The organism is Azospirillum largimobile, from assembly GCF_977007025.2.
In genome coordinates this window covers 1-19529 of sequence record NZ_CDRMUA020000003.1, presented here as the reverse complement: position 1 = coordinate 19529, position 19529 = coordinate 1, and the positions used below count along the sequence as shown (strand labels likewise).

The following is a 19529-nucleotide window of genomic DNA, read 5'->3' as shown; positions in this document are numbered from 1 at the left end:
TACCCATTCGTAAGCGAATTTGTTGCGGGTCAAAGCGCGCCCGCCCGCCCGCCGCCAGAATGACCGGACCGGACCACCGAAGAGCCCGCCTCCCATGCATGCCCCCGCTCCCATCACCAGCGCCCCGATCACCAGTGCCCATCGCCTGATGTATCCGGCAGCCGCCTTCTATGCCGCGCTTGCCGTGCCGCTGTGGCTGGCGGCGGTGTCCGGCCTGCTGCCGGTGGACTGGTCGCCGGCTCTGCATGCCCACGAGATGACGCTGGGCTATGCGCTGGCGGTGGTCGGCGGTTTCCTGATGACGAGGCTGTCGCGGCGGATGGTGGCGGTGGCCTTCCTGTCCTGGCTGGCCGGGCGGCTGGCGCTGCTGGGCGGAGTGCCGGCGGTGGTGGCCCTGCCGCTGGGCATCGCCTATCCGCTGCTGCTGTTCGTGGTCGCCGGACTGCCGTTCCTGCGCACCAGCCGCAGCGGACACAACGCGGTGTTCGGTCCGCTGATCGGCGCCTTCCTGGTGGCGGAGGCGCTGTTCTGGGCGTCGGAGCTCGGGCTCGTCCCGGCCGGCGGGATGCCTGTCGGGCTGCTGCTGGTCGCGACCTTGCTGCTGACCATGGGCGGGCGCGTCATCCCGGCGGCGACGGCCGGCGCCCTGCGCCGCCGCGGCATCACCCTGGCGCAGCGGGTGCAGCCGCGGCTGGAGACGATGGGTGTCGCCGGTGCCGCGCTCTGCCTGCTGTCGGCGGCGACCGGCCTGCTGCCGCCGCTGGGGGCCGCCGGTGCGGCGATGGCGGGGGCGAGCGCGCTGCTGCGGCTGGCCCGCTGGAAACCGCTGCTCCTGCTGGGACAGCCGGAGATCGCCAGCCTGCATCTGGGCTATCTCTGCCTCGGCACCGGCTGGCTGCTGACGGGTTTCGCGGGGCTCTCTGGTCTGCCGCCGGCCGCCGGCTGGCACATGCTGGGGGTGGGGGCGCTCGGCATCCTCGCCAGCGCCATGATGATCCGCACCACCCTGCAGCGGGAGGCGGAGCCGGAGCGCTTCCCGCCCACCGCGACCGCCGCCGTCGCGCTGATGGCCACGGCCGCGGTTCTGCGCTTGGCGGCAGTCCGGTGGCCGTCGATGGCGCTGCTGGCGGCGGCGGGTGCCTTCTGGACGCTCTCCCAGCTTCTGACCGCCGCCGTCCTGCTCACCCGGCGGAGGCGTGGAAAACGATGATCCCTCACCCCCGCTGCCAGATCCCCTTGCCCGGCAGCCGGTCGCGGTCATGGCTGCGGTCGAAGTCCAGGACCGGCCCCTTCGGCACGATCAGGGTCGGGTTGATGGCGGGATTGGTGTAGTAGCCTGCCTTGATGTGGTCGAGCTTCACCGTGTCGCGGATGCCCGGCCACTGGTACAGCTCGCGCAGATAGGCGGACAGGTTCGGGTAGTCCTCGATCCGGCGCAGATTGCATTTGAAGGCGCCGTGATAGGCGGCGTCAAAGCGCACCAGCGTGACGAACAGGCGCCAGTCGGCCTCGGTCAGATGCTCCCCCGCCAGATAGCGGCTGGCCGACAGATGATCCTCCAGCCGGTCGAGCGTGGCGAACAACCCGTCGAACGCCTCGTCGTAGCTGGCCTGCGACTTGGCGAAGCCGCAGCGGTACACGCCGTTGTTGACGCTGGCATAGACCAGCTCGTTCCAGCGGTCGATCTCCGGCCGCAGCGGCTCGGGATAGAGGTCAAGCCGGTTGCCGGTCAGGCCGTCGAAGGCGCTGTTCAGGATGCGGATGATGTCGGCCGATTCATTGTTGACGATGCGGCGCTCCTGCCGGTCCCACAGAACGGGAACCGACACCTTGCCGGTATAGGTGGGATCGCTGGCGGTATAGAGGCGGTAATGGTGGCGGAAGCGGCCGACGCCCTCGCCGGCGTCCTGATCCTCGGCATAGACCCAGCCGTCCTCGCCCAGCACCGGCTCGGCGGCGGACAGGCCGATCACCCCTTCCAGCCCCTTCAGCACACGGAAGATCAGCGTGCGCGAGGCCCAGGGGCAGAGATAGGAGACGTAGAGGTGATAGCGTCCGGCCACCGCCGGCAGGGTGTGGCGCCCGGCGGCGTCCCCGGCGGCATCAGCTGCGCCGTCCGGCGTGATCCAGTCGCGGAAGCGCGTCGGCTCGCGGTGGAAGGCGCCGTTCTTGATCTCGCTGGCCGCGATGTCGCCCTTCACCCATACACCATTCACAAGCTGCGGCATCGCGGCCTCCAATCATAAGGGGGTGGAAACAGGGGGGTGGAAACGGAAAGGGACCGGCTAACCGGTCCCCTCCACACTGCAACAGACCGGAACGGTCCTTCGGTCAGGACTTGACCGCCTCGATCTCGATCAGCAGCTGGATGTCGTCGCCGACCGCCGGGGCGCCGTACTTCATGCCGAAATCGGTGCGCTTCACCGTGCCGCGGGCGGAGAAGCCGGCGGTCTCCAGCTTGCTGGCCGGGCTGACGCCGTCCTTGTTGAAGGTGATGTCCAGAACCACCGGCTTGGTCACGCCCAGCATGGTCAGGTCGCCGTGCAGCTTGCCGGTCTTGTCGCCGGTCTTCTCGATCTTGGTGCTCTTGAAGGTCAGCTTCGGGAACTCCTTCGCGTTGAAGAAGTCCGGGGAGCGCAGATGCTCGTCACGCTTGGCGTGGTTGGTGTCGATGCTGGTGGAGTCGATGGTGACGTTGACCGTGCTCTTCTCCACCGCGTCCTTGTCGAAGCTGATGTCGCCGCCGACCGTGTTGAAGCGACCGATCACGTTGGAGAAGCCGATGTGGTTGACGATGAAGGCGACGGCCGTGTGCGCCGGGTCGATCTTGTAGCTGACCGGGGCGGCGAAGGCGGGCGTCAGGGTGCCGGCGGCGGTCGCGACGAACAGGGCGGCGGCGAACAGGGTCTTCTTCATGAACGGAGCTCCGGAGATTGGGTTCGGATGATGGGGATGGAGGATCAGTAGGGCGATGCTTCGCCGCCGGTCAGCGCATAGGCCGCACCGATGGCGACCAGCGCCGGAAGGACCGCGACCACCGTGACGGCGGCCGACGAGGCGGCCCGGCCGACCGGGCCGCGGCCCTGGGGAACGAAGCGGCTGACATGGCCGGCCAGCAGTGCCGGCAGCGCCAGCAGCAGGACGGCGGTCTGCGCCTGGGTGAAGAGGGTCAGCACGGCGGCCAGCAGAACCGCGATGCCGGTCGCGACCCGGCCCGACACGCCCCAGCCATGGCGCTCGACCGGCCAGTTCCACAGCAGGAAGCCGCCGGCCGACGCCGCCAGGGCCAAAGCCATCTGGGCGATGGACGCCGATGAGCCGATCAGCGCCGTGCCGCCGACGGCCAGCGCAATCGCCAGCAGCGAGGCGGCCGGCGCGGTCGGGCTCTCGCCGCCCGCCAAACCATGCGTCTGCGAAGCGCGGGCAAAAGCGACCCACGCGGCGACGGCGAGCAGGATCACGGCGCTGACGACCGCCGCCATTGAATCCAGGGCGGGCAGGGCGATCCACAGAAGCGAACCGGCCAGCCACACCGCCAGCGCCGCCGAAACCGCCCGGCCACGCAGCCCCGCCGCATCGGCGGCGACACCCAGCAGAAGCCCGATGGCGGACGACCAGAACAGCTTGCCCATGCTCGACGGCGGGGGCAGGGCCGGCAGGCCGACCACCATCGCGAAGACCAGCAGGAATCCCGCTGCGATCCCGGCCGCCGCCAGCGGACGGCGCAGCAGGTGCAGCGCACCGACGAGGATCAGGCTGACCGCCAGGGGCAGGGCGCTGGACTGGACGAAGGGGTCTTGAAGCAACTCGGACATGCGGAGGGCCGGCTTTGGATGGGGTGGCGCAGGATGCGCTTGGTGCAGACCCTAACCTGTGCTCTGGTGAGCGCAAATTGGCGAGTTTTGCAAAAAGCATCTGCAGGAATGAGCGGGAATAAATGGGAAACGGTAACAATTGGGATGACCTTCGTTACCTGCTGGCCGTGGCGCGGCACGGCTCCCTGTCCGCCGCCGCACGCGTCCTGGGGGTGAACCACAGCACGGTGCTGCGCCGGGTTACGGCGCTGGAACAGGCCATGGGCGCCCAGCTGTTCGACAAGTTGCCCGGCGGCTATGTGCTGACCGCGGCGGGCGACGAGATGCACCGGGTGGCACAGAAGATGGAGGAGGATCTGGCCGCCGCCAACCGCCTGCTGTCCGGCCGCGACACCCGGATCAGCGGCAGCCTGCGCGTGACCACCGTCGACATCCTGACGCTCTACATCCTGCCGCGCCACATCGCCGCCTTCCGCCGGCTCCACCCCGAACTGCGTGTCGATCTGGTGGCGGCGGAGGCGTCGCTCAGCCTGACCCGGCGCGAAGCCGACGTGGCGATCCGAGCCACCAGCCGGCCTCCGGAAAACCTTGTCGGGCGTGCGGTCTCCGGGCTGGCCTTCGCCGTCTATGGGGCATCCTCCTATCTGGACCGGGTCGGCGGTGCCGACGACCTGGACAGGCATCCGTGGGTCGGGCTGGACGAGTCCTTCGAGCACACCTCCCTTGCCCATTGGATGAAACGGACGGTGCCGGCGGCCTCCATCGGCTACCGGGTCAATTCGGTCGCCGGGGCGGTGGAGGCGGTGCGGGCCGGGATCGGCCTCGGCCTGCTGCCCTGCGGGGTGGTGGACCGCGACCCCGGCTTCCGCCGCATCGGCGATCCCGTGCCGGAGGCCGATGCCAAGCTCTGGCTGCTGACGCACGAGGATCTCCGCCATATGGGACGTGTCCGCGCCTTCCTCGACTTCATGGCCGACGCGCTCACCCGCGAACGCGACCTGCTGGAGGGGCGGTGTCCATCCTCCCTCTCCCTCCCGATATCCCCCTCTCCCCCCCGGGGAGAGGGTCGGGGTGAGGGGGATGCATAGGGTGGATTCTCTATGAAACGGGAAGCGCGCGATGCTTGAAGATCCTTCTCGCGCATCCCCCTCACCCTAACCCTCTCCCCGGGGAGGAGAGGGGACACCGCCGGCACCGCGAGCCGCATGCATCCCAAAGCCCGCCCGATGCGCCCCCCGCCGCCGGGTGGACCACTGGAACTGCGGGTCGTCGGCGATCAGGTGGCGATGGTCGGACAGCCGGTTGCGCTCCAGCCAGCCTACGGTCGCTTCCAGCTCCGACAGCGTCATCTCGGAGCGCGCCTTCTTCATCAGCCGCTTCAGCACGGCGTTGTAGATGTGGTAGCCGGTCGGCCCCTCGGTGACGAGGTTGTTGTCCTCGTCCTCGATCACCTGCGCCGCGACCAGCTGGCCGATGCGCTGGCGCAGGTGATGCTCGGCGGCGCTCGGCGTCAGCGGCAATTCTCCCGGATCGCGCCCCTGTGCACCGAAATCCGGGCCGGGCGCCACCACCGCGAAGCTGAGCGCGGTGGCATTGGATTCCAGCGGGATGATCTCCGGCTCGCGGTCCGTGTTTCGTTCGAAGGGAAGCTCCTGCTGGGGACGGCGGGTCTTCACCATGGCGCGGGTGCCCTGCTGGGTTTCCACCATGGTGCGGAACTGCTCGAACAGCGCGTCGGACGGGTGGTAGATCAGCGCGCGCTGCCGGTCATAGGGGCCGCCATGCGGGTCCACCCGCGTCGCCCGCGCGATCGCCTGCTCCAGCCAAGGGCGCGAGCGGATATGCGTCAGGCAGGCGACATGGGTGATCGACGGCGCGTCCAGCCCCTCATAGGCCATGGCGACGGAGACCAGCACCGCCGGTTCGGGCCGCAGGCGGAAGGCGGCCACCACCTCCTGCGCGTCGCGGCATTCGGAAATGGCGAGGCGCGCCATGCGTCCGGCCTGCGCCTTCGGCATCCAGCCCTGCAGGGTCTCCAGATAGAAGCGCGCCGTTCCCTGGTCCGGCGCGATCACCAGCAGCTTGCCCAACCCCGGATCGTCGCGCCCGCGCGGCAGCTTCAGTTCCGCCCGCCGTTTCGCCCGATGCTCCCGGCAGGAGCGGTAGGCCTCGCGCAGCATCGCCTGGGCGAAGCCGGTGCGCAGCGCCGTGAACAGGGCATCCCGCGTGTTCTCCCCCGCCTTGGACAAGGCATCGACCCAGCGGTTCGTCCGCTCCGCATCCAGCCAGGAGGCGGACCCGTCCATCGCGCCGAAGGTGACGGGCAGGATCGCCTTCTCGGCCAGCGCCTGCCGGCGGGAATAGCCGACGACCGCCCAGCCCGGCGCCTTGAAGTCGATCTCCCGCACCTTGCGGGTTCCCTGCGGCGCGCGGTAGGGCAGCCACAGGATCGGACGGCCGTCGGCGCGCTCCAGCGTCCCGCTCATCAGCAGCCGGGCCGACGCATTCTCAAGAAGCGGCAGGATGGACCGGCTCCAGGCGGTTTCCTCCTCCACCGCCGCCATGCGGTCGGTGTCGAACACCGCCGGCAGATGATGCAGTTCGTCCACCGCCAGCAGGTAACGGTGACGGCGGAACTCCTGCAGGTGCAGGTCCGGCGCGGCGGCCACCGCCTGATAGGTCGTGACGTAGCCCTGCAGGCCGCGGCAGAGATCCCGCCCGTTCTCCGCCGCGCGCAGGGCGAGGTTGTGTCCCAACACCTCGCGCCAGCGCGGATCGACGAAGGCCTCCTCCGCCTGCTGGCGCAGGCTGTCGCGCGGCACGATCCAGCACACCCGGTCGATCCGCCCCGCCTTGTGCAGCGCCGCCGCCATGATGACCGGCAGCAGCGATTTCCCCCCGCCGGGCGTCACCGCCGCCAGAACGTCGCGAACCTCCGTCTGCTGCTGGCCGATGGCGTTGGCAATGGCGCTGACCAGTTGCTGATGGGTTCTCAGCTGCGGCATTCAACCCTGCTCTCGTTGTGGCACGAGGGAGGAGCAAGCCTAAATTCCCGCGAGTCCCCCGGTCATGGGTTCAATCGGAGGTGAGGGACCCCATCGGGAGTAGCGCAGTCTCCGGTCGGGGGCAGCGATTCGCGCCGCATAAGCCCTATGATGATGGCGGACCGCCGCAGTCTGATGTGCGTACCTGAAAGAGCATGAACCAAGCTCTGCCATGCTTCAGCCGAAAGGCCAGTAGTGGCCAGATCCTCAAAATCTGAGTTGCGCACCTCAGGATGCCGGAATATGGTTTGCGGCATGAACAATCAAATCAACGATGCACCCCTGACCCTGCGCGACGTGGCGGCGGCGGCCGGCGTCAGCCTTGCCACGGCGGACCGGGTCATCAACGGACGTCCCGGCGTCAGCGCCAAGACCGCGCTCAAGGTGCATGAGGCGGTGCAGCGGCTGGGCTTCCGCCCGCTGGCGGCTGCGGCAGAGCTGGCGCGGTCGCGCAGTTGGCGCTTTGCCGTCGTCCTGCCCGGCGGCGGCAACCGCTTCATGATGGACATCGCCGACAATGTCCGCGCCCAGGCCGACTGGTTTCGCGCACGGCGCATCGCAGTCGAGATCATCGAGACCGACGTGTTCGATGCCGACACCCTGGCGGCGGAACTGGCCGGGCTGCCGGGACGCTTCGATGCAGTAGCACTGGTGGCGCTCGACCACCCACGGATCCGGGCAGCCATCGACGATCTGGTCGACGGCGGCATGGCGGTGGTGACGCTGGTGTCGGACGCCCCGTCGTCGCGGCGCCAGCATTATGTCGGCATCGACAACATCGCCGCCGGCCGCACCGCCGGGTCTCTGGTCGGCCGCTTCCTCGGCCCGCCACGGAATGGCGAGCCGGGCAAGGGTGAGGCAGGCGGCTCGGTCGGCATCGTCACCGGATCGGGCAGCCTGCGCGACCATGCCGAACGCCGCTTCGGCTTCGGGCAAGTGCTGGCGGAGGAATATCCCCACCTCACCCGCCTGATCCCGGTGGAGGGCCGCGACGATCCCGAGCGCAACCGCGATCTGGTCCGCCGCATGCTGGCCGATACGCCCAATCTGGTGGCGATCTACAACACCGGCGAAGGCTCCGTCGGCATCGGCGAGGCGCTGGCCGAGGCCGGGCTCACCCGCAAGATCCTCTGCGTCGGCCATGAACTGACGCCGGCCACCCGCCGCATGCTGCTGGACGGCACCTTCGCCGCCCTGGTCGCCCAGGATCCGGGGCACGAGGCGCGCTCGATGGCGCGGGTGCTCCACGCCCTGGTTGCGGGCCAAGAGATCGTCGCGGCGCAGGAACACATCCGGGTCCAGGTCATCCTGCGCGACAACCTGCCCTGACGGGCATCGGAACCAGCCCGGAAGGGCATCAGAAAAGGTCGAGCGTCATGTTTCTCGGGATCGACATCGGCACCTCGAGCGTCAAGGCGGTTCTGACCGACGCAGACGGTGCCGTCACCGGCAGCGCGTCGCGCCCCTGCACCGTTTCCCGTCCCCACCCGCTGTGGTCGGAGCAGGAGCCGGAGGATTGGGTGTCCGCCGCCATCGCCGCCGTCGACGAACTGACGGAACGCCAGCCGGCCGCAGTCGCCGCCGTCATCGGCATCGGTTTCTCCGGCCAGATGCATGGCGCGGTGCTGCTGGCCGCCGACAACCGCGTGCTGCGCCCCGCCATCCTGTGGAACGACGGCCGTTCCCACCGCCAATGCGCGACGCTGGAGGAAACGCTCCCGACGCTGCGCGCCCTCAGCGGCAACATCGCCATGCCCGGCTTCACCGCGCCCAAACTGCTGTGGGTGGCGGAGGAGGAACCGGAGGTCTTCGCCGCGCTGGCCAAGGTGCTGCTGCCCAAGGCCTATGTGCGCTGGCGCTTCACCGGCGCGATGGTGGAGGAGATGTCGGACGCCTCCGGCACGCTGTGGCTCGACGTGGCCCGGCGCAACTGGTCGGACGAGCTGCTCGCGGCCACCCGCATGACCCGCGCCCACATGCCGGAACTGGCCGAAGGCTCCGACGCCGTCGCCCGGCTGTCGCCCGGTCTCGCCCGCCGCTGGGGGATGCGGGAGCCGCCAGTGGTGGCGGGCGGGGCAGGGGATTGCGCCGCCAGCGCCGTCGGGCTCGGCGCCATCACGCCCGGCGATGGCTTTCTCAGCCTTGGCACCTCCGGCGTTCTGTGGCGGACGACCGACCGGTTCCTGCCCAACCCGGCGATGGCGGTCCATGCCTTCTGCCATGCGCTGCCCGGCGTCTGGCACCAGATGGGCGTCATGCTGTCGTCGGCCGCGTCGCTGGCCTGGGCGGCCTCCACCCTCGGCACACCGGAGGCGGAACTGCTGGCCCCGCTCGGCGATGCGGTGGACGGCCCGTCGCCCGTCGCCTTCCTGCCTTACTTGTCGGGCGAGCGCACCCCCCACAACGACGCCACCGTGCGCGGCCTGTTCGCCGGCCTGTCGGCGGAGACCGGCCGAGGCGCGCTGGTGCAGGCGGTTCTGGAGGGCGTCGCCTTCGCCGCCCGCGACAACCTTGTCGCTTTGGGCGAGGGCGCCGGCGCCCCGACGTCCCTCGACCTTGCCGGCGGCGGCTCCCGCTCGCGGCTGTGGGCGCGCATCTGCGCCGACGTGCTGGGCGTCACCATCAACCGCATCGAGGATGGCGAGGTCGGCGCGGCGTTGGGCGCCGCCCATCTCGGCCGCATGGCGGCGACCGGAGAATCGCCCGCCACCGTCTGCCGCAAGCCCCGTCGCCTCGAAACCTTCACCCCTGATCCGGCCCGCGCCGAAGCGTACAGCCAGTCCTGGCTGCGCTGGCGCCGGCTCTACCCCCTTGCCAAGGAGTTCGCGTCGTGAGCACCGCCTCATTCTTCGGCGACCTGTCCCCGGTCACCTATCGCGGGCCGGACAGCCGCGACCCGCTGTCCTACCGCTGGTACGACAAGGACCGCGTGGTGCTGGGCAAGCGGATGGAGGACCATCTGCGGCTGGCCGCCTGCTACTGGCACAGCTTCTGCTGGCCGGGCGGCGATCCCTTCGGCGGCGAGACCTTCCAACGCCCGTGGATGCGCCCCGGCCAGGACCCGATGCAGGCCGCGCGCGCCAAGGCCGACGTCGCCTTCGAGATGTTCCGCCTGCTCGACATCCCCTTCTTCTGCTTCCACGACCTCGACGCCGCGCCGGAAGGCGTCACGCTGGCCGAGAGCACCGACAACCTGAAAGTCATCACCGAACTGTTCGCGGCGAAGATGGAGACCGCCAAGGTCCGGCTTCTGTGGGGCACCGCCAACCTGTTCTCCCACCGCCGCTACATGGCCGGCGCCGCGACCAACCCGGATCCGGACGTCTTCCTCTACGCCTGCGGGCAGGTGCGCGCGGCGCTGGAGGCCACCCACGCGCTGGGCGGCGCCAACTATGTCATGTGGGGTGGCCGCGAGGGCTACGAGACGCTGCTGAACACCGACCTGAAGCGCGAACTGGACCAGATGGGCCGCTTCCTGGCGATGGTGGTGGAGCACAAGCACAGGATCGGCTTCGACGGCCCGATCCTGATCGAACCGAAACCGCGCGAGCCGACCAAGCACCAGTACGACTTCGACGTCGCCACCGTCTACGGCTTCCTGGAGCGCTACGACCTGCTGGCCGACGTGCGGGTGAACATCGAGCAGAACCACGCCATCCTCGCCGGCCACAGCTTCCAGCACGAGGTGGCTTTGGCGCTGGCGCTGGGCATCTTCGGCTCGCTCGACATGAACCGCGGCGACGCGCTGCTGGGCTGGGACACCGACCAGTTCGCCAACGACATCGGCGAGCTGACCGTGGTGATGCACGACATCCTCAGGGGCGGCGGCTTCACCACCGGCGGCCTGAATTTCGATGCCAAGATCCGCCGCCAATCGCTCGATCCGGCAGACCTGCTGCACGGCCACATCGGCGGCATCGACAGTTGCGCCCGCGCCCTGCTGCAGGCGGCGCAGATGCTGGAGGACGGCGCCCTGACCAAGCCGCTGGCCGAACGCTACGCCGGCTGGGACGGCGCGGAGGGGCAGGCGATCCTGTCCGGCGGCCGCGACCTCGCCACGCTCGCCGACCGGGCGCTGACCAGCAACGTCAACCCCCAGCCGCGCTCCGGCCGGCAGGAGTATCTGGAGAACGTCGTCAACCGGTACGTCTAACCCCGCGACAGTATCCCCTCTCCCCCCCGGGGAGAGGGTTAGGGTGAGGGGGTCACGCGGCAAGGATCTTCAAGAATCCCGCACTTCCCGCTCTCCACCGGATCCACTCAATGCATCCCCCTCACCCCGACCCTCTCCCCGGGGGGGAGAGGGGGAAATCGGAGACTTCACGTCGATCAACAAGGCCGCCCCAGGACGGCCACACAGGGAGGAAACACGATGAAGCACCGCCTCACCGCAGCAGCCGCCGGTCTGTTCATGACTCTGGCCACCACCACCGCTCTCGCCGCCGGCACCACCGTCGGCGTCTCCTGGTCCAACTTCCAGGAGGAGCGCTGGAAGACCGACGAGGCGGCGATCAAGGCGGTGATCGAGAAGGCCGGCGGCAAATACCTGTCGGCCGACGCCCAGTCCTCGCCGGCAAAGCAGCTGTCGGACATCGAATCGCTGATCTCGCGCGGCGCCCAGGCGCTGATCATCCTGGCACAGGACGGCGACGCCATCCGCCCGGCGGTGGAGAAGGCGGCGGCGGAGGGCATCCCGGTCGTCGGCTATGACCGCCTGATCGAAATCCCGTCGGCCTTCTACATCACCTTCGACAACAAGGAGGTCGGCCGGCTGCAGGCGCGCAGCGTCTTCGCATTGAAGCCCAAGGGCAACTACGCCTTCATCAAGGGCAGCTCCACCGATCCCAACGCCGACTTCCTGTTCGCCGGCCAGATGGAGGTGCTGAAGGCCGCCATCGACCGCGGCGACGTGAAGAATGTCGGCGAGGCCTACACCGACAAATGGCTGCCCGCCATCGCCCAGCAGAACATGGAGCAGATCCTGACCAAGACCGGCAACAAGATCGATGCCGTGGTCGCCTCCAACGACGGAACGGCGGGCGGCGCCGTCGCGGCGCTGGCGGCGCAGGGCTTGGCCGGGACCGTGCCGGTGTCGGGCCAGGACGGCGACAAGGCGGCGCTGAACCGCATCGCGCTCGGCACCCAGACGGTGTCGGTGTGGAAGGACGCCCGCGAACTCGGCCGCCGCGCCGCCGAGATCGCCATGGATCTCGCCGGCGGCAAGAAGATGACCGAGATCACCGGCGCCACCAGCTTCGACGGCGGGCCGAAGAAACAGAAGATGACCTCCCTGTTCCTGACCCCGGTCGCCATCACCAAGGACAACCTCGACCTCGTGGTCGATGCAGGCTGGGTCACCAAGGATGTCGTCTGCCAGGGCGTGAAGCCCGGCAGCGTCAAGGTCTGCAACTGATGGCGGAGCCGTCCACCACCCTGTCCCCGGCATCCTCTCCGGAGGCGCCGACCGGACGGCGGGCCGGCATCGGCGACGCCCTGCGCGCGCTGGAGCTGGACACCCGCATGGTCGGGATGATCGGGGCGCTGGCCATCGTCTGGATCGGCTTCGACATCCTGACCGGCGGCGCCTTCCTGACCCCGCGCAACCTGTGGAACCTGTCGGTGCAGACCGCGTCCATCGCGGTGATGGCGACGGGCATGGTGCTGGTCATCGTCACCCGCAACATCGACCTGTCGGTGGGCTCCATCCTGGGCTTCACCGGCATGGTGGTGGGCGTGCTCCAGGCCCGCATCCTGCCGGAGATCTGGGGTTTCGACCATCCGATGACCTGGGTGGTGGCAGTGATGGCGGCGATCGCCGTCGGCGGAGCGGTGGGGGCGATGCAGGGCGCCGTCATCGCCTATCTCGGCGTGTCGTCCTTCATCGTCACTTTGGGCGGACTGCTGGTCTGGCGCGGCGCCGCCTGGTGGGTGACGACCGGCCAGACGGTGGCGCCGATGGACGGGCTGTTCAAGCGGCTGGGCGGCGGGTTCGAGGGCGCCATCGGCGCCGGCCCCAGCTGGGCGGTCGGCACCGCCGCCATCCTGCTGTCGGTCGCGGCCATCCTGATGACGCGGCGACGGCGGGCCGGCTTCGGCTTTCCCGTCCGGCCCTTGTGGGCGGAAGGGGTGGTGATCCTGCTGGTCGCCGCCGCCATCACCGGCGCGGTGATGGTGGTCAATTCCTATCCGCTTCCCATCCCGGTCGTGCGCCGGATGATGGAGGCGCAAGGGTTGACCACCGACGGCGGGCTGCCCTTCGTGGCCCACGGCTTCGCCATCCCGGTGCTGATCGCGCTGGCGGTGGGGGTGGGAGTGACCTTCCTGTCGCGGCGCACCCGTTTCGGCCGCTATGTCTTCGCCATCGGCGGCAATCCAGAGGCGGCGGAGCTTTCGGGCATCAACACCAAGCGGGTCCTGGTGATGGTGTTCGGGCTGATGGGGGCGCTGTGCGGCCTGTCCGCCTGCATCGCCACCGCCCGGCTGAACGCCGCCACCAACGCCAACGGCACGCTGGACGAGCTGTACGTCATCGCCGCGGCGATTATCGGCGGCACCTCCATGGCCGGCGGCGTCGGCACCATCCTGGGGGCGATGCTAGGCGCCATGGTGATGCAGTCGCTGCAGTCCGGCATGGTGCTGCTGGGGGTGGACGCGCCGATGCAGAACATCGTCGTCGGCCTCGTCCTGGTCGCCGCGGTCTACATCGACACGCTCTATCGCAGGGGGCTCAAATGACCGCTCTCGCAACGGCAGAACTGGCAGCGGCGACAGCGCCGCTGGTGGAGATGCGCGACGTTTCCATCGCCTTCGGCGGCATCAAGGCGGTGGACGGCGTCAGCATCGACCTCTACCCCGGCGAGGTGGTCGGGCTTCTCGGCCACAACGGCGCCGGCAAATCGACGCTGATCAAGATCCTGTCCGGCGCCTATGCCGCCGACCATGGCGAGATCCGGGTGAACGGCGAGCCGGTCCACCTCGCCAGCCCGCGCGACGCCAAGCGCTGCGGGATCGAGACGATCTACCAGACCCTGGCGCTGGCCGACAATGTGGACGCCGCCGCCAACATCTTCCTCGGCCGGGAGAAGCTGACCCCCTGGGGCACGCTGGACGACCACGCGATGGAGGCGGAGGCACGCAAGGTGATGGGCCGCCTGAACCCGCATTTCCGCCGCTTCAAGGAGCCGGTGAAGGCGCTGTCGGGCGGTCAGCGCCAATCGGTCGCCATCGCCCGCGCCATCCATTTCGACGCCCGCGTCCTGATCATGGACGAACCGACCGCCGCGCTGGGTCCCGCCGAAACCCAGCAGGTGGGCGAGCTGGTGAAGCAGCTGAAGCAGGAGGGGATCGGCATCTTCCTGATCTCCCACGACATCCATGACGTGTTCGATCTGGCCGACCGCATCCATGTGATGAAGAACGGCAAGCTGGTCGGCACCGCCCGCGTATCCGACGTGACGAAGGACGAGGTGCTGGGGATGATCATCCTCGGCAAATGCCCGCCGGGTGCCGTTCCCGGACCGGGCGCCGCCGGCTGACCGGTCAGCGCGCGGGCTCGCCGCGCGGCACCGGCGACGACACCAGCGTGGCGGGCTGGAGTTCCTTCATGGCCGTCTTTCCGTCGGCCGTCCTGCCGATTGCTCCCTGGGCTGCTCCCTGGGCTGCTCCCTGGCGCAGCCACTGCTCGGCGGGCTCGAAGCGGGTCCAGCCGGGCACGTCGGCGGCCAGATTGACCTCCTTCCATTTCGGATGGCGCGGCGGCTTCAGGAACTCGTCGAACTTGCCGAAGAAGGCATCGACGAAGCGGGCGACCTTGCGGTGCCGCTCCAGGTCGCGTTCCCAGCCATAGACGGCCATGACGGCACCGACGGCGACGGTGTCGACCTGTTCGCCGGGCTTGATCAGCCCCTCATAATCGGCGCTGGTCAGGCGTGACGGCAGATAGGTATCGAGCAGGGCCGCGCTCATGGGGATCGACAGGAAATGCAGGCCGTCTCCCGCCTTCAGGTCGCGGAACAGGCGGGTCGGCTTGCCGGCGACATAGGCCATGGCCGCGATCTCGCCCCGCCGCAGCTTCTCCAGCGCCAGGGACTGGTCGTTGCCCTGCGGCTCCACCTTGATGCCCAGCATGTCGAAGACCAGCGACGCCGTCATGTGCGTGCCGCTTCCCTGCACGTCGAAGTTCACCTTGCGCCCGGCGAGATCCTCGATGCGCGTCACGTCGGGGGCCGCCAGGATGTGCATTTCCTCGTTGTAGAGCTTGGTGATGTATTTGACGCGCCGGTCCAGGTTGGGCAGAAGCCGTTCCCGCTTGGCATAGGCCAGCACGTCGGACTGGACGATGCCGACGTCGATCCCCTTCAGCAGAACGATGTCCTTGAGGTTCTGGACCGACCCCTTGCCCAGCATCGGCAGGACGCGCAATGCGTCGCCGTCGTCGAGCACCGCGGCCAGATCGGCGGCGATGCGCACATAGGTCCCCTCGACCCCGCCCGACACGATGCCGACGGTCCCGCTGTTGGCGCCGACGCCGCGCGGATCGGCAGCATATGCCGGAGAAACGGCGCCCGCGAACAGGCACGCTCCCAGAAGAAGAATGCGGACGATCGATGCCTTCATGATGGATCCCTCCCTGGTTCCCGACATCTTGCTACCTGGATTTGCCGGCGAGCCAGACTGTCAGCTTTTGCAGTTGCTGTTCCGCGTCGCCGCTGCCGGCGGCGACCGCCCGGCGGTACCAGACCGCGGCCTGTTCGGGATCGGATGGAAGCCCGCGGACGCGCAGCCGCTCGTGCACCAGCGGATCGTGGGTCCGGCCGAGCGCCAGGGCCGCCGCCGCATTGCCGTTCTCGGCGACCATCTCGTAATAGAGCCGCGCGCCCGCCAGATCGCCCTGCGCGAACAGGTCGTCGCCCCGCTTCATCAATGTCGTCTCCGCAATGGCGGAGGGGAGCCGCGCCGGACGCTGCACCGCCGCCTCCCGAGGCTGCGCCCGCTCCGGGACCGGCGGCGGGGCGGCAACCGGCGGAAGGGCTGCCACGGCGACCGTGGCGACAGGTGCGATGACCGCCGGCTCCGGCGGGGCAGGAGGAGGGGACGGGGACGGGGAGGCCGCAGCCGGCTGAACGGCCGCCGGCGCATCGACGGAAGGCAGGGTGGCGGCGATGATCGGCATTTCCGGGACGATTTCCGGTGCCGCCGCCGGGGCGGGAGCCGATACCGGCACGACTGCCGCCGCGACCGGCTGTTCCGGCGCCCGTTCCGGCGCAGGTTCGGGCGCCGCCTCCGCGACGGGGGCAGGCGCGGGTGCAATGGCGTCGCTTCCGGACGGCTCCGGCGCTGCCTGCGGGGCCGACTGTCCGGATGCCGCCGGGTCCGGTTCGGTCCTGTCGCCAAGCGCTGCGGTCTCGATGCTCTGCGACGAACCGCCCTGGGCGGGCGGCGGGGTGCCGCCCGGTTCCGGCGTGGCGGCGCTGTGGGCTGCGGCGGTCTCGGCTGCGGCGGTCTCGGTGGCCGCCGACAGAATCGGTATCGTCAAATCCCGGGCCTGCTTGGCGATCACGCCGCCGCCGTGATCGGTCACCGCGGTGAGGTGCAGCGTCACACTGCCCGCCGTCTCGGGCGGCAAGGTCATGGTGAGACCGGGCAATTCCTCCAGCCGCACCCGCCACGTGTCGTCGGCGATCTTGTCGCCGCTCGACAGGGTGGTCCCCGGTGGCAGATCGTCGATCAGCACATAGGTGATCGCCTCATGCTGCGGGTTCGGCTGCCCATAGGGTGAGGTGACGGCGATGGACAGCAGGGTGGGCTGTCCCGGAATGCCGCCGGATGCCTGTGCCGCGATGAAGGGGATCAGCCGCCAATCCGTCTCCGCCTCGTTTCCCTTCTGGATCACCGTCGTCCGGGTGGGCGCCGCCTCCGCCTGCGGCATGGGGGCGGGCGCCTTCTCCCGCGCGCCGAGCCAGGATTCCAGCGTGTTGTCCGCCGGTCCCTCCACCGCACCGGTCCGCACGAGGCAGCAGCCGGTTTCGAAGGCATCAGGGTTGAGCCGGGCGGACACATCGGCCGGTTGAAGGGGAAGCGCAAGGACACCCAGTACGGCAAAACAAGGCCGGACGCCGCCTGTGACGGGAAGTAAAGAGCGTGCGCTTTCCCATCTGTCTCCACGTCGGAGAACATAGGCACGATGCAGAAAACGGCGCAGTGAACCGGACTGCGTTTCTCGCATGGCGGCATCCTCCCTGACAAAATCCCCTTGGACCCGCCTTGACGACAGGGTGCATTCCGGGACTTTTGAAAGACATGCGGCGTTGATTTCCGCCGCGAGTTGTTTCGAATTATTTATTATCTGAACGACCGGCCACGATCGTTTTATTCTATGATGTAACAGAAGAAAAACAACCATCCCGTAGAGGTCATTTTCCGCTTTGCGGCAAAGGGTGGATTACTTCGTAATATTCGGATAGGGATCGGATGGAGAAGCACCGGCACCGGCGGCTGGACTTTTCGCCGGAACGGGGTGCCGCCACCGGTCGCGGCGACACCCCGTCCGTCAGAATGCTCGCAGTGGTGTTTAGTTCGCAGAAAGAGCCCCTCTCCCCTTGCGGGAGAGGGGTTGGGGTGAGGGGTAGCAAATCTGAATTTCCTCCGGCTTCCAGCCGGCAGCACCCCTCATCCCAACCCGCGGGTCGGCAAAACGCCGTTGGCGTTTGGCCGATCCCGCCCCACAAGGGGAGAAGGGCATATAGAATGAAAAGTAGCTGCCCGGTCCTGAAATGCGATTATCCTGGCCCCTCAAGAGTCATCGATCACCGGACCCGCGCCGGGTTTCCCATCACCGTGGCCCCGGCCGGAACGTCGCGCGTCACCACGCTGCCGGCGCCGACGATGGCATCGTCGCCGATGGTGACGCCGGGCAGGATCAACGCGCCGCCGCCGATCCAGACATTGCGGCCGATATGGATGGGCCGCCCGAACTCCAGCCCGGCTTCCCTGGCGGCGAAGTCGCGCGGATGGTCGGCGGTCAGGATTTGGACCCCCGGCCCGATCTGCGTCCTGTCGCCGATGCTCACCGCCACGACGTCCAGGATGACGCAGTTGAAGTTGAGAAAGACCCCGGCGCCGAGGCTGATGTTGTAGCCATAGTCGCAATGGAAGGGCGGGCGGATGACGGCCCCTTCGCCCACCGCGGCGAAGCGCTCCAGAAGCAGTTTGCGCCTTTCGCCGGGCGGCAGGGCGAGTGCGGCGTTGTAGCGGACCATCCACTCCTTGGCGGCGGCCTGGTCGGCCTGGATCTCCGGGGCCGAGGCGTCATAGAGATCGCCGGCCAGCATCTTTTCCTTTTCGCTGCGTCCATCGGACGTCTGCATCGCTCAACCTCCGCATCATTCGCTCGTCCGGCGGCAATTTCCGGTTGCTGTCCGCCATGGACGCCCGATTAGAGCAGATGTCGAAAAGCGATGCGCGGACGCTTGAGGATGGGTCAGCCTTCGCCCTGGCCGGAACGGGTGCCCAGCAGGTTGCCGCGGCGGCGCCGGACCTCGACGCTCTGGCCGGGGGTGATGGGCAGGAACTCCTTCGGGCGCTCGTCGCTGCCGGCGATGGCACGATAGGTGGCGGCGTTCGCCTCCTGCACGTCGTTGCCGCGGCGGACCTGATCCAGGAATTTCTGGCTCGGCATCATGATGTATTCGATGTCGTTGATGCGCCGCCCGTCCTTCGACACCGTCTTCTCCACCCGGTCGAGAATGCCCTCCTCGACCAGGGAATCGACGGCGGAGGTCACGGTGCGCAGCGTGTCGCGCCGCCGGCTCCACTCGTTCATGCCGCTGTTGTTGATGATGTCGTCGGCGGACAGGATCATCGGCGGGACGCTATGCACCCCGTCGGGCAGGCGGGCCAGATCGAGATCGCCATATTCGATCGACAGCCGGTTGTAGAGCCAACGCGCCACCGGGCTCTTCAGCCGCATGATCCACTGATAGGAGATCGGCTTGAATTCCAGGTTGCGGATGGCCGAGGCGACCAGCGCGTTGAATTCCAGATAGGTGTCGTTCTCGTCCTCCTCGCCGCCCTCGCCGGTGCGCGGGCGGATGTAGAGCGTGGGGAAGACCGAGGATTCCAGCACCGGCCGCGCCGACTTGCGGCCGTTCTCCGGCACCTTGCTGATGATCATGCGCGTGCGCGCCAGGATCTCCAGCGCCTCGCGGATCTCCGCCGTGTCCATGGTGCGGTTGACCGCGCGCAGCTCCCGCCGGATCTCATAAAGCGAGAAATGGACGCGCACCCGGTCCTGCTTGTCGCCCATCAGCGACAGCCGCGAACGGTCCATGGCGAGGCGGCGCACCACCTGTTCGACGATCTGCTCGCGCTCGGACGGAAACACCTCATACTCGACCATCCGCTTGTCGGCCGGATCCTCGCCGGGGCCGGGCTTGGCCGGGCGGTAGATGCGGGCGGGCTGCAGGGTCAGCGTGAACAGGGCGTCCTTGAAGGGAAACTCCTTGTGGACCGACTGGACGAACGCGTTGGCGGCCGGCAGCTCCGGCTCCGTCCCCCGGCCCTTGGACACGAAGACGAATCGCGGCGCCGTGTCGTAAAGCGCGATCATATGGGACTGACTGCGGTCCTCCATCTCGAACAGAGTCAGCTGGACCGCGTTCGCCTTGCTCAT

Annotated in this window: 16 protein-coding genes; 8 read left to right on the top strand and 8 right to left on the bottom strand. The window is 68.7% G+C overall.

Going from position 1 to position 19529, the window contains the following annotated elements:
• The first annotated feature begins 94 nt into the window (after window positions 1-94).
• Window positions 95-1210, top strand: coding sequence for an NnrS family protein (locus tag ACWPKK_RS17705; protein ID WP_452006743.1), 1116 nt, complete (start codon window positions 95-97; stop codon window positions 1208-1210).
• Between the two features lie 4 nt (window positions 1211-1214).
• Here ACWPKK_RS17705 and ACWPKK_RS17700 read toward each other — a convergent pair whose 3' ends face one another.
• From ACWPKK_RS17700 to ACWPKK_RS17690, 3 genes are all read right to left on the bottom strand, one after another.
• Entirely contained in the window at window positions 1215-2228 is a 1014-nt protein-coding gene (locus ACWPKK_RS17700) for a glutathione S-transferase family protein (RefSeq protein WP_452006740.1), read from the bottom strand.
• 103 nt (window positions 2229-2331) lie between these two features.
• On the bottom strand, window positions 2332-2916 hold the full coding sequence (locus ACWPKK_RS17695) for a YceI family protein (RefSeq protein WP_324871695.1): 585 nt from the start codon (window positions 2914-2916) through the stop codon (window positions 2332-2334).
• Between the two features lie 44 nt (window positions 2917-2960).
• Window positions 2961-3815 (bottom strand): hypothetical protein, encoded by an 855-nt coding sequence (locus tag ACWPKK_RS17690; RefSeq protein ID WP_452006736.1) that lies wholly within the window; start codon window positions 3813-3815, stop codon window positions 2961-2963.
• 122 nt (window positions 3816-3937) lie between these two features.
• Here ACWPKK_RS17690 and ACWPKK_RS17685 point away from each other — a divergent pair, with 122 nt between their 5' ends.
• Window positions 3938-4903: a LysR family transcriptional regulator gene (locus tag ACWPKK_RS17685; protein ID WP_452006734.1), complete on the top strand. Its 966-nt coding sequence runs from the start codon at window positions 3938-3940 to the stop codon at window positions 4901-4903.
• 66 nt (window positions 4904-4969) lie between these two features.
• Here ACWPKK_RS17685 and ACWPKK_RS17680 read toward each other — a convergent pair whose 3' ends face one another.
• On the bottom strand, window positions 4970-6820 hold the full coding sequence (locus tag ACWPKK_RS17680; RefSeq protein ID WP_452006731.1) for a DEAD/DEAH box helicase: 1851 nt from the start codon (window positions 6818-6820) through the stop codon (window positions 4970-4972).
• Window positions 6821-7114: 294 nt separating this feature from the next.
• Between ACWPKK_RS17680 and ACWPKK_RS17675 the strand changes: the two genes are divergently transcribed.
• From ACWPKK_RS17675 to ACWPKK_RS17650, 6 genes are all read left to right on the top strand, one after another.
• Entirely contained in the window at window positions 7115-8188 is a 1074-nt protein-coding gene (locus ACWPKK_RS17675; protein WP_452006729.1) for a LacI family DNA-binding transcriptional regulator, read from the top strand.
• 47 nt (window positions 8189-8235) lie between these two features.
• Window positions 8236-9693: a xylulokinase gene (gene xylB / locus ACWPKK_RS17670; RefSeq protein ID WP_452006727.1), complete on the top strand. Its 1458-nt coding sequence runs from the start codon at window positions 8236-8238 to the stop codon at window positions 9691-9693.
• Complete coding sequence (xylA, locus tag ACWPKK_RS17665) at window positions 9690-11012, top strand: xylose isomerase (protein ID WP_452006724.1); 1323 nt, start codon at window positions 9690-9692, stop codon at window positions 11010-11012. The genes xylB and xylA overlap by 4 nt, the downstream gene beginning before the upstream one ends.
• A gap of 219 nt (window positions 11013-11231) precedes the next feature.
• Window positions 11232-12272, top strand: coding sequence for a D-xylose ABC transporter substrate-binding protein (gene xylF, locus ACWPKK_RS17660; RefSeq protein WP_452006722.1), 1041 nt, complete (start codon window positions 11232-11234; stop codon window positions 12270-12272).
• Window positions 12272-13594, top strand: a complete 1323-nt coding sequence (locus ACWPKK_RS17655) for a sugar ABC transporter permease (protein WP_452006719.1) — start codon at window positions 12272-12274, stop codon at window positions 13592-13594. The genes xylF and ACWPKK_RS17655 overlap by 1 nt, the downstream gene beginning before the upstream one ends.
• Window positions 13591-14394, top strand: a complete 804-nt coding sequence (locus tag ACWPKK_RS17650) for an ATP-binding cassette domain-containing protein (protein WP_452006717.1) — start codon at window positions 13591-13593, stop codon at window positions 14392-14394. The genes ACWPKK_RS17655 and ACWPKK_RS17650 overlap by 4 nt, the downstream gene beginning before the upstream one ends.
• Window positions 14395-14398: 4 nt before the next feature.
• Here the strand turns inward: ACWPKK_RS17650 and ACWPKK_RS17645 are convergent, their stop codons facing one another.
• From ACWPKK_RS17645 to ACWPKK_RS17630, 4 genes are all read right to left on the bottom strand, one after another.
• Window positions 14399-15475 (bottom strand): TAXI family TRAP transporter solute-binding subunit, encoded by a 1077-nt coding sequence (locus tag ACWPKK_RS17645; protein WP_452006714.1) that lies wholly within the window; start codon window positions 15473-15475, stop codon window positions 14399-14401.
• A 31-nt stretch (window positions 15476-15506) separates the two neighbouring features.
• Entirely contained in the window at window positions 15507-16868 is a 1362-nt protein-coding gene (locus tag ACWPKK_RS17640; protein WP_452006711.1) for a hypothetical protein, read from the bottom strand.
• A gap of 796 nt (window positions 16869-17664) precedes the next feature.
• Window positions 17665-18225 (bottom strand): sugar O-acetyltransferase, encoded by a 561-nt coding sequence (locus tag ACWPKK_RS17635; protein ID WP_452006708.1) that lies wholly within the window; start codon window positions 18223-18225, stop codon window positions 17665-17667.
• 113 nt (window positions 18226-18338) lie between these two features.
• Window positions 18339-19529: plasmid replication protein (locus ACWPKK_RS17630; protein ID WP_324867745.1), on the bottom strand; the 1191-nt coding region annotated here is incomplete at its 5' end.

Coding starts and splice junctions, on each gene's coding strand:
- ACWPKK_RS17705 (WP_452006743.1), top strand. CDS start 95: ATGCATGCCCCCGCTCCCATCACCAGCGCCCCGATCACCAGTGCCCAT.
- ACWPKK_RS17700 (WP_452006740.1), bottom strand. CDS start 2,228: ATGCCGCAGCTTGTGAATGGTGTATGGGTGAAGGGCGACATCGCGGCC.
- ACWPKK_RS17695 (WP_324871695.1), bottom strand. CDS start 2,916: ATGAAGAAGACCCTGTTCGCCGCCGCCCTGTTCGTCGCGACCGCCGCC.
- ACWPKK_RS17690 (WP_452006736.1), bottom strand. CDS start 3,815: ATGTCCGAGTTGCTTCAAGACCCCTTCGTCCAGTCCAGCGCCCTGCCC.
- ACWPKK_RS17685 (WP_452006734.1), top strand. CDS start 3,938: ATGGGAAACGGTAACAATTGGGATGACCTTCGTTACCTGCTGGCCGTG.
- ACWPKK_RS17680 (WP_452006731.1), bottom strand. CDS start 6,820: ATGCCGCAGCTGAGAACCCATCAGCAACTGGTCAGCGCCATTGCCAAC.
- ACWPKK_RS17675 (WP_452006729.1), top strand. CDS start 7,115: ATGAACAATCAAATCAACGATGCACCCCTGACCCTGCGCGACGTGGCG.
- xylB (WP_452006727.1), top strand. CDS start 8,236: ATGTTTCTCGGGATCGACATCGGCACCTCGAGCGTCAAGGCGGTTCTG.
- xylF (WP_452006722.1), top strand. CDS start 11,232: ATGAAGCACCGCCTCACCGCAGCAGCCGCCGGTCTGTTCATGACTCTG.
- ACWPKK_RS17655 (WP_452006719.1), top strand. CDS start 12,272: ATGGCGGAGCCGTCCACCACCCTGTCCCCGGCATCCTCTCCGGAGGCG.
- ACWPKK_RS17650 (WP_452006717.1), top strand. CDS start 13,591: ATGACCGCTCTCGCAACGGCAGAACTGGCAGCGGCGACAGCGCCGCTG.
- ACWPKK_RS17645 (WP_452006714.1), bottom strand. CDS start 15,475: ATGAAGGCATCGATCGTCCGCATTCTTCTTCTGGGAGCGTGCCTGTTC.
- ACWPKK_RS17635 (WP_452006708.1), bottom strand. CDS start 18,225: ATGCAGACGTCCGATGGACGCAGCGAAAAGGAAAAGATGCTGGCCGGC.